Here is a 14,089-nt window from a genome sequence, read left to right on the forward strand (position 1 = left end):
TGAGTCAGCTGCCGGTAATGCGTAGTCATCTGCGCTTGAATCCTTCGGTGTGAGAGCCTGGATTCTACCGGTGGCTGGCTCTCTGCCTCTCGTTTCAAGCGTTGCGCTTATTCTATGAATTCAGGCAGGAAAGAGCACTGGGGCTGGTTGCAGGAAAGTAAGAGACGTCGAACGGGTTGTAGCAAACTTATGGCTACTGCCCAGGTCACGGTTCTAAGCGACCCATGCAAACACAGTTCGCGAACTCTACGCCAACTAATGGAGAAAAGACAACCCCCTCAAGGAGCCCGTTTTTGCTGGGCTTTGAGCCAGGTCAATGAGTGCGGTGGGTTTATTCGATAGTGCTGTTCAATTGTTTTCGTAGGTTATAAGCAAAGTTCACTATCGAAATAGTGAGCGCTTGTGTGCACTGTTTTATGGCGGTTGCGTTACAGATTAGTGCACTGTTACGCAACCGCGTTACTTATAGAAACAGTCAATCAACCACGGTAGTAGCGTTGTGGAACAAAGGGCATCTTGCTTACCACCATAGGTACTTGCTTGCCTCGCACAATCGCCCAAACGACGGTATCGAGCGCCAGGTAGGCGCTGTCCACGTAGCCCATGGCCAGCGGCCCACCGAGGGTCGGGCCGAAGCCGCCGCTGCACACGGTGCCGATGCTGTCGCCCGCCCGGTTGACGATCTCGGCGCCTTCGCGCACCGGTGTGCGTTCCTGGGGCAGGAAGCCCACGCGCTTGCGGCTCACGCCGTCGCGCTGCTGGGCGAAGATGGCCGCCGCGCCGGGGAAACCACCGGCACGCGGCCCGTCGGCGCGGCGGGCCTTGGAGATGGCCCACAACAGGCCCGCTTCGATGGGCGTGGTTTGGGCGTTCATGTCATGGCCGTAGAGGCACAGGCCGGCCTCCAGGCGCAGGGAGTCGCGGGCGCCAAGGCCGATAGCTTCGACTTGCGGCTCGGCCAGCAGGGCGCGGGCCAGGGCCTGGGCGTTCGCGGCGGGTACGGAAATCTCGAAGCCGTCTTCACCGGTGTAACCCGAGCGGCTGACGTAGCAGTCCACGCCCAGCAACTTGAGGCTGGCGAACTGCATGAAGGTCATGCTGTTCACCTCAGGGGCCAGGCGCGCCAACACCTTGACCGCTGCCGGGCCTTGCAGGGCGAGCAGGGCGCGTTCCTCGAACAGTGCCTCGATCTGGCATTGCTCGCCGATGTGCTGGCGCAGGTGCGCCAGGTCCTGGTCCTTGCAGGCGGCGTTGACCACCAGGAACAACTCGTCATTGCCCAGGTTGGCCACCATCAGGTCGTCGAGGATGCCGCCGTTTTCGTTGGTGAACATGGCATAGCGCTGCATGCCCACCGGCAGGTCGAGGATGTCCACCGGCACCAGGGTTTCCAGGGCTCTGGCGGCATTGGCGCCGGTGAGGCGGATCTGGCCCATGTGGGACACATCGAACAACCCGGCCTGTTCGCGGGTGTGCTGGTGTTCTTTCATCACGCCCAGAGGGTATTGCACCGGCATGTCGTAGCCGGCGAACGGCACCATGCGGGCGCCGAGTTCCAGGTGCAGGGTGTGCAGCGGGGTTTTCAACAGGGTTTGGGTGGACATGTGCAGCTCCTGAAAAATGCGCGGATGGGCGTGGCGGCCCTCAGCACTCGATGATGTTCACGGCCAGACCGCCACGGGCGGTCTCCTTGTATTTGCTTTTCATGTCGGCGCCGGTCTGGCGCATGGTGCGGATGACTTTATCCAGGGAGACGAAGTGCTGGCCGTCGCCGCGCAACGCCATGCGTACGGCGTTGATGGCCTTGACCGAACCCATGGCGTTGCGTTCGATGCACGGCACCTGGACGAGGCCGCCGATGGGGTCGCAGGTCAGGCCCAGGTTGTGTTCCATGCCGATCTCGGCGGCGTTCTCCACTTGCTGGACGCTGCCGCCGAGCACTTCGCACAAGGCCCCGGCCGCCATGGAGCAGGCCACGCCGACCTCGCCCTGGCAGCCCACTTCGGCGCCGGAGATGGAGGCGTTTTCCTTGTAGAGGATGCCGATGGCGGCGGCGGTGAGCAGAAAGCGCACCACCCCGTCGTCGTTGGCGCCGGGGATAAAGCGCATGTAGTAATGCAGCACGGCGGGGATGATGCCCGCCGCGCCATTGGTGGGCGCGGTGACCACGCGCCCGCCGTTGGCGTTTTCTTCGTTGACCGCCAGGGCGTAAAGGTTGACCCAGTCGAGCACCGACAGCGGGTCGCGCAGGGACGACTCCGGGTTCTGGCACAACTGCCGATGCAGCGCGGCGGCGCGGCGCTTGACCTTGAGCCCGCCGGGCAGGATGCCTTCGTTGCTGCACCCCGCGGCGACGCAGTCCTGCATCACTTGCCAGATGTTGAGCAACCCCGCGCGGGTCTCGGCCTCCGGGCGCCAGGCGCTTTCGTTGGCCAGCATCACCTGGCTGATGGGTAGGCCATAGGTGGCGCAGTGGCCGAGCAGGTCCTTGGCGCTTTTGAAGGGGAAGGTCAGGGGCGTGGTGTCTTCGACGATGCGGTCGGCCCCGGCGGCGCCTTCATCGACCACGAAACCGCCGCCCACGGAGTAATACTCGCGGCTGCGGATTTGCAGGCCGGCGCTGTCGAAGGCGCGAAAGATCATGCCGTTGGGGTGGAAGGCCAAGGGCTTGCGGATCATGGCCAGGTGTTCTTTCTCGTTGAACGCGATGCTGTGTTCGCCGAGCAGGTTGAGGCGGGCGCTGGCACGGATGTCGTGCAGGCGTGCGGCGACGGTGTTGGTGTCGACGCTGTCCGGGTGCTCGCCTTCCAGGCCCAGCAACACGGCCTTGTCGCTGCCGTGGCCTTTACCGGTGGCCCCGAGGGAGCCGTACAACTCGACTTTGACGCACGCGGTGGCCGCCAGCAGGCCATCGCGGCGCAGCCCTTCGGCAAACCGCGCCGCCGCCCGCATCGGGCCGACGGTGTGGGAGCTGGAAGGGCCGATGCCAATCTTGAATAAGTCGAACACGCTTAAGGACATGGGGGGCTCCTGGGGGAGCAGTGGTTAGCGGCAGGCTTCAAGCGGCAAGTCAGAGCGGGTGGGCTCTTAACGTGCAGCTTGGGGCCTGTCGCTTACGGCTGCCTTACGCGTAATTTTCTATGGAGGGGCAGGCGCACACCAGGTTGCGGTCGCCGAAGACGTTATCGACACGCCCCACCGGTGGCCAGTATTTGCCTTCCACCAGGGACGCCACCGGGTACACCGCTTGTTCGCGGCTGTAGGGGTGACTCCACTCGCCGACGATTTCCGCGGCGGTGTGGGGGGCGTTTTTCAGGGGGTTGTCGTCCTTGTCCAGGGTGCCGTTTTCCACCGCGCGGATTTCTTCGCGGATGCGGATCATGGCGTCGCAGAAGCGGTCCAGCTCTTGTTTGGATTCGCTTTCGGTGGGCTCGATCATCAAGGTGCCGGCCACCGGGAACGACATGGTCGGGGCGTGGAAACCGAAGTCGATCAGGCGCTTGGCCACGTCATCGACGCTGATGCCGCTGCTGTCCTTGAGCGGGCGCAGGTCGAGGATGCATTCGTGGGCCACCAGGCCATTGCTGCCGGTGTAGAGCACCGGGTAGTGCTCCTCCAGGCGCCGGGAAATGTAGTTGGCGTTGAGGATCGCCAGTTGCGAGGCGCGCTTGAGGCCTTCGCCGCCCATCATGCGGATGTACATCCAGGTGATCGGCAGGATGCTGGCGCTGCCGAACGGCGCCGCGCACACCGCGCCTTCCTTGCGTGCCATGGCCGCGTGGCCCGGCAAGAACGGCGTGAGGTGGGCCTTGACGCCAATTGGGCCGACGCCCGGGCCGCCACCGCCGTGGGGGATGCAGAAGGTCTTGTGCAGGTTCAGGTGCGATACGTCGCCGCCGAACTTGCCCGGGGCGCAGAGGCCGACCATGGCGTTCATGTTGGCGCCGTCGATGTACACCTGGCCGCCGTGGTCGTGGATGATGCCGCAGATTTCGCGGATGCCTTCCTCGAACACGCCGTGGGTGGAGGGGTAGGTAATCATCAGCGCGGCGAGGTGTTCGCGGTGCTCGATGGCCTTGGCTCGCAGGTCTTCGATATCCACGTTGCCGCGCTCGTCGCACGCGGTGACCACCACGCGCATACCGGCCATATTGGCGGTAGCCGGGTTGGTGCCGTGGGCCGAGGACGGGATCAGGCAGATGTCGCGGCGCGCTTCGCCACGGCTCTGGTGGTAGGCGCGGATCGCCAACAGCCCGGCGTATTCGCCTTGGGAGCCGGCGTTGGGTTGCAACGAGATGGCGTCGTAACCGGTGGCCGCGCAGAGCATGGTTTCCAGTTCATCGGTCAGTTGCTGGTAGCCGGCGCTCTGGTCGGCGGGGGCGAAGGGGTGCAGGGCGCCGAATTCGGCCCAGGTCACCGGGATCATTTCGCTGGCGGCGTTGAGTTTCATGGTGCACGACCCCAGCGGGATCATGGTGCGGTCCAGGGCCAGGTCCTTGTCGGCGAGTTTGCGCAGGTAGCGCATCAGCTCGGTTTCCGAGTGGTAGCGGTTGAACACCGGGTGGCTGAGGATCGGCGACTGGCGCAGCAACTCGCCGGGAATGCGGCTGGCCACGCTGGCGGCGAGGGTGGCGAAGCCCGGCAGCGGCTGGTCGCCGGCGAACAGGCGCCATAGGGTCTCGACGTCAGCCTGGCCGGTGGTTTCATCCAGCGACAGGCCCAGGCGTTCGCCGTCGATCACCCGCAGGTTGATGCGCATGGCGCGGGCCTGTTCGTGCAGGGCAGCGGTGCGGGCGCCGGTGTGTAGGGTCAGGGTGTCGAAGAAGGCGCTTTGCTCCACGGCCACGCCCAGGTCGCTCAGGCCTTGGGCCAGGATCGCGGTCAGGTGATGGATGCGTAGGGCGATCTGGGTCAAGCCTTGGGGGCCGTGGTACACCGCGTACATGCTGGCGATGTTGGCCAGCAGCACCTGGGCGGTGCAGATGTTGCTGGTGGCTTTCTCGCGGCGGATATGTTGCTCGCGGGTTTGCATGGCCAGGCGCAGGGCCGGTTTGCCGAAGCGGTCCACGGAGACCCCCACCAGCCGGCCCGGCATGTCGCGCTTGAAGGCGTCCTTGGTGGCGAAGTACGCCGCGTGCGGGCCACCGAAGCCCAGTGGCACGCCAAAGCGCTGGGCGCTGCCGATGGCCACGTCGGCGCCGAATTCGCCCGGCGGGGTCAGCACGGTCAGGGCCAGCAGGTCGGCGGCCACCGCCACCAGGGCGTTGGCGGCGTGCAGGCGTTCGGTCAGTGCGCGGTAGTCGAACAGGTCGCCGTTGCTGGCCGGGTATTGCAGCAAGGCGCCGAAGAAGGCGCTGACGTCGGTCAATTCGCGCTCGTCGCCGACCACCACGTCGATGCCCAGCGGCTCGGCGCGGGTGCGCAACACGTCAAGGGTCTGCGGGTGGCAATGGTGGGAGGCGAAAAACGCGTGGCTGTTTTTGTTCTTGCTCAGGCGCTTGCAGAAGGTCATGGCTTCGGCGGCGGCGGTGGCTTCGTCCAGCAGCGAGGCGTTGGCGATCGGCAGGCCGCTGAGGTCGCTGATAAGGGTCTGGAAGTTGAGCAGCGCTTCGAGGCGGCCCTGGGAGATTTCCGGCTGATAAGGCGTGTAGGCGGTGTACCAGGCCGGGTTTTCCAGGAGGTTGCGCAGGATAGGCGACGGCGTGTGGCAGTTGTAATAGCCCTGGCCGATGTAGGTCTTGAACAGTCGGTTCTTGGCGGCGATGGCCTTGATCGCGGCCAGGGCATCGGCTTCGCTCTGCCCGGCCGGCAGGTCGAGCACGCTGGTGCCCTTGATGCTGTCGGGGATCACGCTGGCGCTCAGGGCCTCCAGGGAATCGAAGCCCAGGCTGTTGAGCATGGCTTGCTCGTCGCCCTGGCGCGGGCCGATGTGGCGCGCGATGAATTCGTTGGCGGTGCTCAGGTTGACTTCAGTCATGGCGGCGCTCCTCAGGCTTGGGCGTTGGCTTTAATCAAGCGGTCGTAGGCGTCCTGGTCGAGCAACTGGCCGACCTCGCCCGCGTTGGCCGGGATAAAGCGGAAGAACCAGCCTGCGCCTTGTGGGGCCTCGTTGACCAGCTCTGGGTTGGCCTCCAGGGCCGCGTTCACTGCAACCACTTCGCCGCTCAGGGGCATGTACACGCCGCTGGCTGCCTTGACCGATTCGACGGTGGAGGCTTCGGCGCCTTTGTCGTAGTGCTGCAGCTCGGGCAATTGTACGTAGACCACGTCCCCTAGCGCGTCCTGGGCGAACGGCGTGATGCCAACGGTCACGCTGCCGTCGGTTTCGGTGCGCAGCCATTCGTGATCTTCAGTAAACCGCAACTCGCTCATGGAAACTCCTTAGGGCCAGAATCGTCTGGTGGACGCCGATTGAATGCTCGTGCAGGGCCGAGCCGATGGGTAAAGCCCATAGCAAGAATGCGGCCAATAGTTTTATTGCCTTATAAAACAATAGGTTGGAGATCGCTGGCGATAAGCGAGAAGCCAGTGCTGTAGCGAAACCGCTACAGCTGTTGGGAAAGAAAAAAGCTTATGAGGATCAAAGCCTTGGGATACGGCTACGGAAGCGGCGTGTATCGATATCGTTCCGCTGTAGCGTTTTCAGTACGGCGGAGGTCGTTTTTGGCTGCGCCCTTTAGCAAGCGGGCGCGTATCAGCCCTTTGCGGCAATTCCATACTTGCGCAGCCGATGGGCGATGGCGGTGTGGGAGGTTTGCAAGCGGTTGGCCAGTTGCCGGGTGGAAGGGTAGCTGACATAGAGCTTCTCCAGCAGGCTGCGCTCGAAGGCTTCCATGGCCTGCTCCAGGCTATCGACCTCGCTGTCGCCCTGGCGCGCCACGGAGGTGCCGGCGATGTCCAGGTCGCCGATGTCCACCAGGCTGCTTTCGCAGATGGCGGCGGCGCGGAAGATCACGTTTTGCAGTTGCCGCACGTTGCCCGGCCAGCGGTTGCCCAACAGCGCCGGGTAGGTGCCCGGGGCGAGGCGGCACACCGGGCGCTGGATCTGCGCGCAGGCCTGCTGCATGAAGTAGCGCGCCAGCAGGAGGATGTCCTGGCCGCGCTCGCGCAGGGGCGGCACTTCGATGTTGAGTACGTTGAGGCGGTAGAACAGGTCTTCGCGGAAGGTGCCTTCGCTGACCATTTTTTCCAGGTCGCGGTGGGTGGCGCTGAGGATGCGCACATTGACCTTGACCTCGCGGTCGCCGCCCACGCGGCGGAAGCTGCCGTCATTGAGAAAGCGCAGCAGCTTGGCTTGCAGGTACGGCGACATTTCGCCGATTTCGTCGAGGAACACCGTGCCCTGGTTGGCCAGCTCCATCAGCCCCGGTTTGCCGCCGCGCTGGGCGCCGGTGAAGGCGCCGGGGGCGTAGCCGAACAGTTCGCTCTCGGCCAGGTTCTCCGGCAGCGCGGCGCAGTTGAGGGCCAAAAACGGCGAGCCGTGGCGGGTGCTGATGGCATGGCAGGCGCGGGCCACCAGTTCCTTGCCGGTGCCGGTTTCGCCCTGGATCAGCAGCGGTGCATCGAGGGCCGCGACCCGCTGGGCACGGGCCTTGAGGGTGCGGATCGCCGGGGAGTCGCCCAGCAGCGCATCGAAGCCTTCGGCGTGGTCGTGGTGCAGGGCCGAGAGCCGTTCGCCGATGCGGTTGGGCGGGTACAGGGTCAGCAGGGCGCCGGCGTCGGTGATGGGCGTGGCCTCCAGCAGCAGGGTCTGGCCGTTGAGGGTGATTTCGCGCAGCGGCAGGCGAAAGCCCTGTTCCAGCAGGCTGGCGAGCAGGCTGGCGTCGTCGAACAATTGCGCCACGCTTTGCCCCGCCGGCTCGCGGCCATACAGGGCGATCAGCGCCGGGTTGGCCAGCAGCACCACGCCAGCGCTGTCCAGGGCCAGCACCGGGTCGGTCATGGCGGCGAGGAGGGCGTCGAGCTGCAAATGCCGGCGCTGGCCAGGGAGGATGTCGACCACCGTCACCGCTTGCACGCCGCGCACGTTGAACAGCGCCTCGCGCAGCTCATCCAGCACCTGGGGGCTGAGGGTGGGGGCGTCGATGTAGACGTTGGGCGGCACCATTTCCACCGCATCCAGGTTGAGATTACGCCCGCCGAGCAGGGCCAGGACTTCCTGGGTGATACCGACGCGGTCGATGAAGCTGACGTGGATACGCATGGGGCGGCTGAGGTTTCTGGCTGGCGGGAGGCGGCCAGTATGCCTTGGGCTGGGGCGGGAGGTGAAACCCCAAGAGTGCGATCACTGACTGTGGGAGCGAGCCTGCTCGCGATGGCGGTGGTTCAGGCACCTGATGCATCAGGGGTAGACCGCTCCCACACAGGCTTTATTCCAGATGTTCAGGCTTTACCGGGTCGCCGGGTTTTACCCGTAGCTGTGCCTGCACGTCGCTGAACATGCGGTCGTAGTAGTTGTGCATCGAGCGGATGTCGGCTTCGTGGGGCACGCCGTATTTTTCGGCGATGTGGAAGGCTTCGCTGGCGAAGTTGTACGCCAGATCCCGGGGCAGGGTGAATTGCTCCTTGAAGTCGCGGCTGACGCGGTCCTTGCCGATGATGTTGCCGTGCATGGTGAACTGCATCGAGGCGCCATCCTTGGGGCTTTGGACGACTTCGTAGTCAATCTTGATGTCGTAGCCGAAATCGCCGGGTTGCAGCGGTGCACGATGGATATGCAGATGACCTGGCTCGAACGTGGCCATTGGCGTCTCTCCTGACAAGGCTGGGATGGGCCGGCGATGGGCCGGCCCGGTTTTACTCATTTATAGGTGATGCCCGGGGTGGCCGTGCTGATGCGGGTGCCGGCGGTGCCCTGGACGATGGCTTCGATGTCCGACAGTGAACCGATCACCGCGACTTTGCCAGTGTTGCGCGCGAAGTCGCAGGCCGCTTGCACCTTGGGCCCCATGGAGCCGGCGGCGAAGCCGAGTTTTTCGATCTCGTCGGGGTGGGCCTGGGCGATGGCTTTTTGCGTTGGCTTGCCAAAGTCGATGAACGCGGCGTTGACGTCGGTGGCGATCACCAGCAGGTCACCTTCGAGCTGTTCGGCCAGCAGGGCCGAGCACAGGTCTTTGTCGATCACCGCTTCGATGCCTTTGAGCTTGCCGTCTTCACCATACATGGTCGGAATGCCGCCGCCGCCCGCGCAGATGACGATGCTGCCCTTGTCCAGCAGCCACTTGATCGGGCGGATCTCGAAGATGCGCTTGGGTTTTGGGCTGGCCACCACGCGGCGGAACTTGTCGCCGTCGGGGGCGATGGCCCAGCCTTTTTCCGCGGCCAGGGCCTCGGCTTCGGCCTTGCTGTAGACCGGGCCGATGGGCTTGGTCGGGTTCTGGAAGGCCGGGTCGTTGGCGTCGACTTCCACCTGGGTGAGCAGGGTGGCGAACGGCACTTCAAAGTCCAGCAGGTTGCCCAGTTCCTGTTCGATGATGTAGCCGATCATGCCTTCGGTCTCGGCGCCGAGCACGTCCAGCGGGTAAGGCGAAACCTGGGTGTAAGCCGCAGCCTGCAACGACAGCAGGCCCACTTGTGGGCCGTTGCCGTGGGCAATTACCAGTTGGTTGCCGGGGTGGATCTTGGCGATTTGTTCGGTGGCGATGCGGATGTTGGCGCGTTGATTGTCTGCGGTCATGGGTTCACCACGACGCAAGAGGGCGTTGCCGCCCAGGGCTACGACGATACGCATGGGAGTTGTCCTTGTAGGTAGGAGCGAGGCTGGTGTGGGAGTGAGCCTGCTCGCGATAGGGCGGGAGCATTCAACCGGGATTAAGGCTGGCATGGCCCCATCGCGAGCGGGCTCGCTCCCACCCTGGCGGTGTTGCGCCAGGGTGGGCCGAACGAGCCGTTTACAGATCAGCCAACGTCGAAACCAGGATCGCCTTGATGGTGTGCATGCGGTTTTCCGCTTGCTCGAAGGCGATGCAGGCGGGCGATTCGAACACGTCGTCGGTGACTTCGATGCCGTTGGCCAGGTGCGGGTACTGTTCGGCGATCTGCTTGCCGATTTTGGTGTCGCTGTTGTGGAAGGCCGGCAGGCAGTGCATGAACTTGGTGCGCGGGTTGCCGGTGGCTTTCATCAGATCAGCGTTGACCTGGTAGGGCAGCAGTTGCTCGATGCGCTCGGCCCAGGCTTCAACAGGCTCGCCCATGGAGACCCAGACGTCGGTGTGGATGAAGTCCACGCCCTTGACCGCGGCTTTCGGGTCTTCAGTCAGGGTGATGCGGGCACCGCTTTCTTCTGCGTATTTTTTGCAGCGTTCCACCAGGTCTTCGGCCGGCCACAGGGCTTTTGGCGCGCAGATGCGCACGTCCATGCCCAGTTTGGAACCCACCAGCAGCAGCGAGTTGCCCATGTTGTTGCGGGCGTCGCCCAGGTAGGCGTAGCTGATGTCGTGGATCGGCTTGTCGGCGTGCTCACGCATGGTCAGCACGTCGGCGATCATTTGGGTGGGGTGGTATTCGTCGGTCAGGCCGTTGAACACGGGAACGCCGGCGAACTTGGCCAGTTCTTCGACGATTTCCTGCTTGAAGCCACGGTATTCGATGGCGTCGTACATGCGCCCCAGTACGCGGGCGGTGTCCTTCATGCTTTCTTTGTGGCCGATCTGCGAGGAGTTCGGGTCGATGTAGGTGACGTTGGCGCCTTGGTCATAGGCGGCCACTTCGAAGGCACATCGGGTGCGGGTCGAGGTTTTCTCGAAGATCAGCGCGATGTTGTTGCCTTTGAGGTGTTGTTGCTCGGTGCCGGTGTACTTGGCGCGTTTGAGGTCGCGGGACAGGTCCAGCAGGTAGCGCAACTCGCGAGGGGTGTGGTGTTCCAGGCTCAGCAGGTTGCGGTTATGAATGTTGAACGCCATGAGGATTCTCCTTGGGTTTAGGTCATCCACTTGCCGAGGCCCTTCGTGGGGGCAGCGGCAAGCAGGCAGAGTCAGTGGTTAATTAATAGTCAATCGGGTCGCGGATGATCGGGCAGGTCATGCAGTGGCCGCCGCCACGGCCACGGCCCAGTTCGCCGGCGCTGATGGTGATGACTTCCACGCCCGCTTTGCGCAGCAGGGTGTTGGTGTAGGTGTTGCGGTCATAGCCGATCACCACGCCTGGCTCCAGGGCCACCACGTTGTTGCCGTCATCCCACTGTTCGCGTTCGGCGGCGAAGCTGTTGCCGCCGGTCTCGACCACGCGCAGGGCCTTGAGGTTCAGGGCTTGGGCCACGGTGTCGAGGAAGCTTGCGTCTTCACGTCGCACGTCGATGCCACCGGGTTTGCTTTCATCGGGGCGCAGGCTGAAGGCGACGATCTGGCTGACCACTTCGGGGAAGATGGTGACCAGGTCGCGGTCGCAGAAGCTGAACACGGTGTCCAGGTGCATCGCGGCGCGCGATTTTGGCAGGCCGGCGACGATCACCCGTTCCACGGCTTTGTTCTTGAACAGGTTCAGCGCCAGTTGGCCGATGGCCTGGCGCGAAGAGCGCTCGCCCATGCCGATCAGGACCACGCCGTTGCCAATGGGCATCACGTCGCCGCCTTCGAGCGTGGCGTTGCCGTGTTCCTGGTCCGGGTCGCCGTACCAGATCTGGAAGTCGGCGTTGGTGAATTCCGGGTGGAACTTGTAGATGGCGCTGGCCAGCAGGGTTTCCTGGCGGCGGGCCGGCCAGTACATCGGGTTGAGGGTCACCCCGCCGTAGATCCAGCACGTGGTGTCGCGGGTGAACTGGGTGTTGGGCAGCGGCGGCAGGATGAAGCTGGTGTGGCCGAGGAAGTCGCGGAACATCTCGATGGTTTTGCCACCGAAGCTGTTGGGCAGGTCATCGGCCGATACGCCGCCGATCAGGAACTCGGCGACTTTGCGCGGCTCCAGGCTGCGCAGCCAGGAGCTGACTTCGTTGACCAGGCCCAGGCCAACCTGGTTGGCGGTGATCTTGCGCTCCAGGATCCAGTCCAGGGCTTCGGGGATGGCGACGATGTCGGTCAATAGGTTGTGCATTTCCAGCACGTCGATATCGCGTTCACGCATCTTGGTGACGAAATCGAAGTGGTCGCGCTTGGCCTGGGCCACCCACAGCACGTCGTCGAACAGCAGTTCGTCGCAGTTGTTGGGGGTCAGGCGTTGGTGGGCCAAACCTGGGGAACACACCATGACTTTGCGCAGTTTGCCGGCTTCGGAATGTACGCCGTACTTAACTTTTTCCGTGGTCATTACAGATCCTCCAGTTAACAAGAGATTACTTACTTACAAAGTCAGGAAGCCGTCGTAGAGCCCATAGGCCGCCACCAGGGCGCCAATGACCACTGCGGCGAAAATCAGCTTCTCGACAGAGGTGAAAATCGGTTTGCCCAGCTCATGCTTGGCCTTGGCGAACAGGATCACGCCAGGGGCATACAGCAGGGCGGAGAGCAGCAGGTATTTCACGCCGCCGGCATAAAGCAGCCAGACCGCGTAGATCAGGGCGATGGAGCCGATAATCAGGTCTTTCTTGCGCTCGGCCAGGGCTTTTTCATAGGTCTCGCCGCGTACCGCCAGCAACACCGCATAGGCCGCCGACCACAGGTAAGGCACCAGGATCATCGAAGTGGCGAGGTAGATCAGCGACAGGTAGGTACTGGCCGAGAACAGGGTGATGACCAGGAAGATCTGCACCATGGCGTTGGTCAGCCACAGGGCGTTGGCCGGCACGTGGTTGGCGTTCTCGCGGCGCAGGAACTCCGGCATGGTGTGGTCTTTGGCGGCGGAGAACATGATCTCTGCACACAACAGCACCCAGGACAGCAGTGCACCGAGCAGCGAGACGATCAGGCCCACGCTAATCAGTACCGCACCCCAATGCCCGACCACGTGCTCCAGCACGGCGGCCATCGACGGGTTTTGCAGCTTGGCCAATTCCGGTTGGGTCATGATGCCCAGCGACAGCACGTTCACCAGCATCAGGAACAGCAGCACGGTGATGAAGCCGATCACAGTGGCCTTGCCCACGTCCGAACGTTTTTCCGCCCGCGATGAGAAGATGCTCGCGCCTTCGATGCCGATGAACACCCACACGGTGACCAGCATCATGTTGCGCACCTGGTTCATCACGCTGCCCAGGTCCGGGTTTTTCACGCCCCAGATGTCAGCGGTGAAGATTTCCAGCTTGAACGCGAACACCGCGATCAACACGAACAGCACCAGCGGCACGATCTTGGCGACGGTGGTCACCAGGTTGATGAACGCCGCCTCGCGGATGCCGCGCAGCACCAGAAAGTGCACGGCCCACAGCAATACCGAAGCGCCGATGACCGCCGCCGGGGTGTTGCCCTCGCCAAATATCGGGAAGAAGTAGCCCAGGGTGCTGAACAAGAGGACGAAGTAGCCGACGTTGCCCAGCCAGGCGCTGATCCAGTAGCCCCAAGCCGAGGAGAAGCCCATGTAGTCGCCAAAACCGGCCTTGGCGTAGGCATATACGCCGCCATCGAGGTCGGGTTTGCGGTTGGCCAGGGTCTGGAACACGAAGGCCAGGGTCAACATACCGATGGCGGTAATAACCCAGCCAATTAGTACTGCGCCCACATCGGCACTGGCGGCCATGTTCTGGGGCAGTGAAAAGATCCCGCCGCCAATCATCGAGCCGACTACAAGTGCCACTAAGGCGCCTAATCGAAGTTTTCCGGGAGATTCTGACATTGCATGACTCCAATGCGGGAGAAGAGAGGCTACAGCGTAGATCCAGCGCTATTTCAAACAACTGACTTAGATCAGTGCATTGGTACATTCCATTGTGAATTAGGGAGTTAGGTGCTTTTGCGGGTATACCATCGCGTACCCGAGAAGCCTTTTGCAGAGGCCTCGGCAACGATAAAACAGGAATGGATCCTATTGCCGTGCGAGTTGAACTTAGACCCTTTTTCCTAATGTGCAAACTTTTCCAGAGGCTTTTTCTTTTGTCCGTCCTGAATTCATAGAATAAGCGCAACGCTTGAAACGAGAGGCAGAGAGCCAGCCACCGGTAGAATCCAGGCTCTCACACCGAAGGATTCAAGCGCAGATGACTACGCATTACCGGCAGCTGACT

10 protein-coding genes are annotated in these 14,089 nt (G+C 63.1%); all 10 read right to left on the bottom strand.

The window, feature by feature from the left end; translation table 11 throughout:
* Window positions 1–479 precede the first annotated feature (479 nt).
* Window positions 480–1,604 (bottom strand): glycine cleavage system aminomethyltransferase GcvT, encoded by a 1,125-nt coding sequence (gene gcvT, locus AC19YT_RS27085; protein WP_500611316.1) that lies wholly within the window; start codon window positions 1,602–1,604, stop codon window positions 480–482.
* A gap of 40 nt (window positions 1,605–1,644) precedes the next feature.
* A complete protein-coding gene (locus AC19YT_RS27090; RefSeq protein WP_095106691.1) occupies window positions 1,645–3,021 on the bottom strand; it encodes an L-serine ammonia-lyase in 1,377 nt (458 codons plus the stop codon).
* A gap of 103 nt (window positions 3,022–3,124) precedes the next feature.
* A complete protein-coding gene (gcvP, locus tag AC19YT_RS27095; protein WP_500611317.1) occupies window positions 3,125–5,977 on the bottom strand; it encodes an aminomethyl-transferring glycine dehydrogenase in 2,853 nt (950 codons plus the stop codon).
* A gap of 11 nt (window positions 5,978–5,988) precedes the next feature.
* Entirely contained in the window at window positions 5,989–6,372 is a 384-nt protein-coding gene (gcvH, locus tag AC19YT_RS27100) for a glycine cleavage system protein GcvH (RefSeq protein ID WP_095106694.1), read from the bottom strand.
* Window positions 6,373–6,694: 322 nt separating this feature from the next.
* Window positions 6,695–8,203, bottom strand: a complete 1,509-nt coding sequence (gcsR, locus tag AC19YT_RS27105; RefSeq protein WP_095106695.1) for a transcriptional regulator GcsR — start codon at window positions 8,201–8,203, stop codon at window positions 6,695–6,697.
* Window positions 8,204–8,369: 166 nt separating this feature from the next.
* The gene (locus tag AC19YT_RS27110; RefSeq protein ID WP_095106697.1) at window positions 8,370–8,744 is read right to left on the bottom strand and encodes a DUF5064 family protein; all 375 of its coding nucleotides are present in this window, start codon (window positions 8,742–8,744) and stop codon (window positions 8,370–8,372) included.
* Window positions 8,745–8,800: 56 nt separating this feature from the next.
* Window positions 8,801–9,730, bottom strand: coding sequence for a carbamate kinase (arcC, locus tag AC19YT_RS27115; protein WP_500611318.1), 930 nt, complete (start codon window positions 9,728–9,730; stop codon window positions 8,801–8,803).
* Between the two features lie 160 nt (window positions 9,731–9,890).
* Window positions 9,891–10,901, bottom strand: a complete 1,011-nt coding sequence (locus AC19YT_RS27120) for an ornithine carbamoyltransferase (protein ID WP_095106699.1) — start codon at window positions 10,899–10,901, stop codon at window positions 9,891–9,893.
* Between the two features lie 82 nt (window positions 10,902–10,983).
* Window positions 10,984–12,240 carry an arginine deiminase gene (gene arcA / locus AC19YT_RS27125; protein ID WP_095106701.1) on the bottom strand — a complete coding sequence of 419 codons (1,257 nt, stop codon included), beginning with the start codon at window positions 12,238–12,240 and terminating at the stop codon, window positions 10,984–10,986.
* 33 nt (window positions 12,241–12,273) lie between these two features.
* Complete coding sequence (gene arcD / locus AC19YT_RS27130) at window positions 12,274–13,701, bottom strand: arginine-ornithine antiporter (RefSeq protein WP_095106703.1); 1,428 nt, start codon at window positions 13,699–13,701, stop codon at window positions 12,274–12,276.
* Window positions 13,702–14,089 lie beyond the last annotated feature (388 nt).

The organism is Pseudomonas sp. MF08875, assembly GCF_059862525.1.

Coding starts and splice junctions, on each gene's coding strand:
- gcvP (WP_500611317.1), bottom strand. CDS start 5,977: ATGACTGAAGTCAACCTGAGCACCGCCAACGAATTCATCGCGCGCCAC.
- gcvT (WP_500611316.1), bottom strand. CDS start 1,604: ATGTCCACCCAAACCCTGTTGAAAACCCCGCTGCACACCCTGCACCTG.
- gcsR (WP_095106695.1), bottom strand. CDS start 8,203: ATGCGTATCCACGTCAGCTTCATCGACCGCGTCGGTATCACCCAGGAA.
- AC19YT_RS27090 (WP_095106691.1), bottom strand. CDS start 3,021: ATGTCCTTAAGCGTGTTCGACTTATTCAAGATTGGCATCGGCCCTTCC.
- arcA (WP_095106701.1), bottom strand. CDS start 12,240: ATGACCACGGAAAAAGTTAAGTACGGCGTACATTCCGAAGCCGGCAAA.
- AC19YT_RS27110 (WP_095106697.1), bottom strand. CDS start 8,744: ATGGCCACGTTCGAGCCAGGTCATCTGCATATCCATCGTGCACCGCTG.
- AC19YT_RS27120 (WP_095106699.1), bottom strand. CDS start 10,901: ATGGCGTTCAACATTCATAACCGCAACCTGCTGAGCCTGGAACACCAC.
- gcvH (WP_095106694.1), bottom strand. CDS start 6,372: ATGAGCGAGTTGCGGTTTACTGAAGATCACGAATGGCTGCGCACCGAA.
- arcD (WP_095106703.1), bottom strand. CDS start 13,701: ATGTCAGAATCTCCCGGAAAACTTCGATTAGGCGCCTTAGTGGCACTT.
- arcC (WP_500611318.1), bottom strand. CDS start 9,730: ATGCGTATCGTCGTAGCCCTGGGCGGCAACGCCCTCTTGCGTCGTGGT.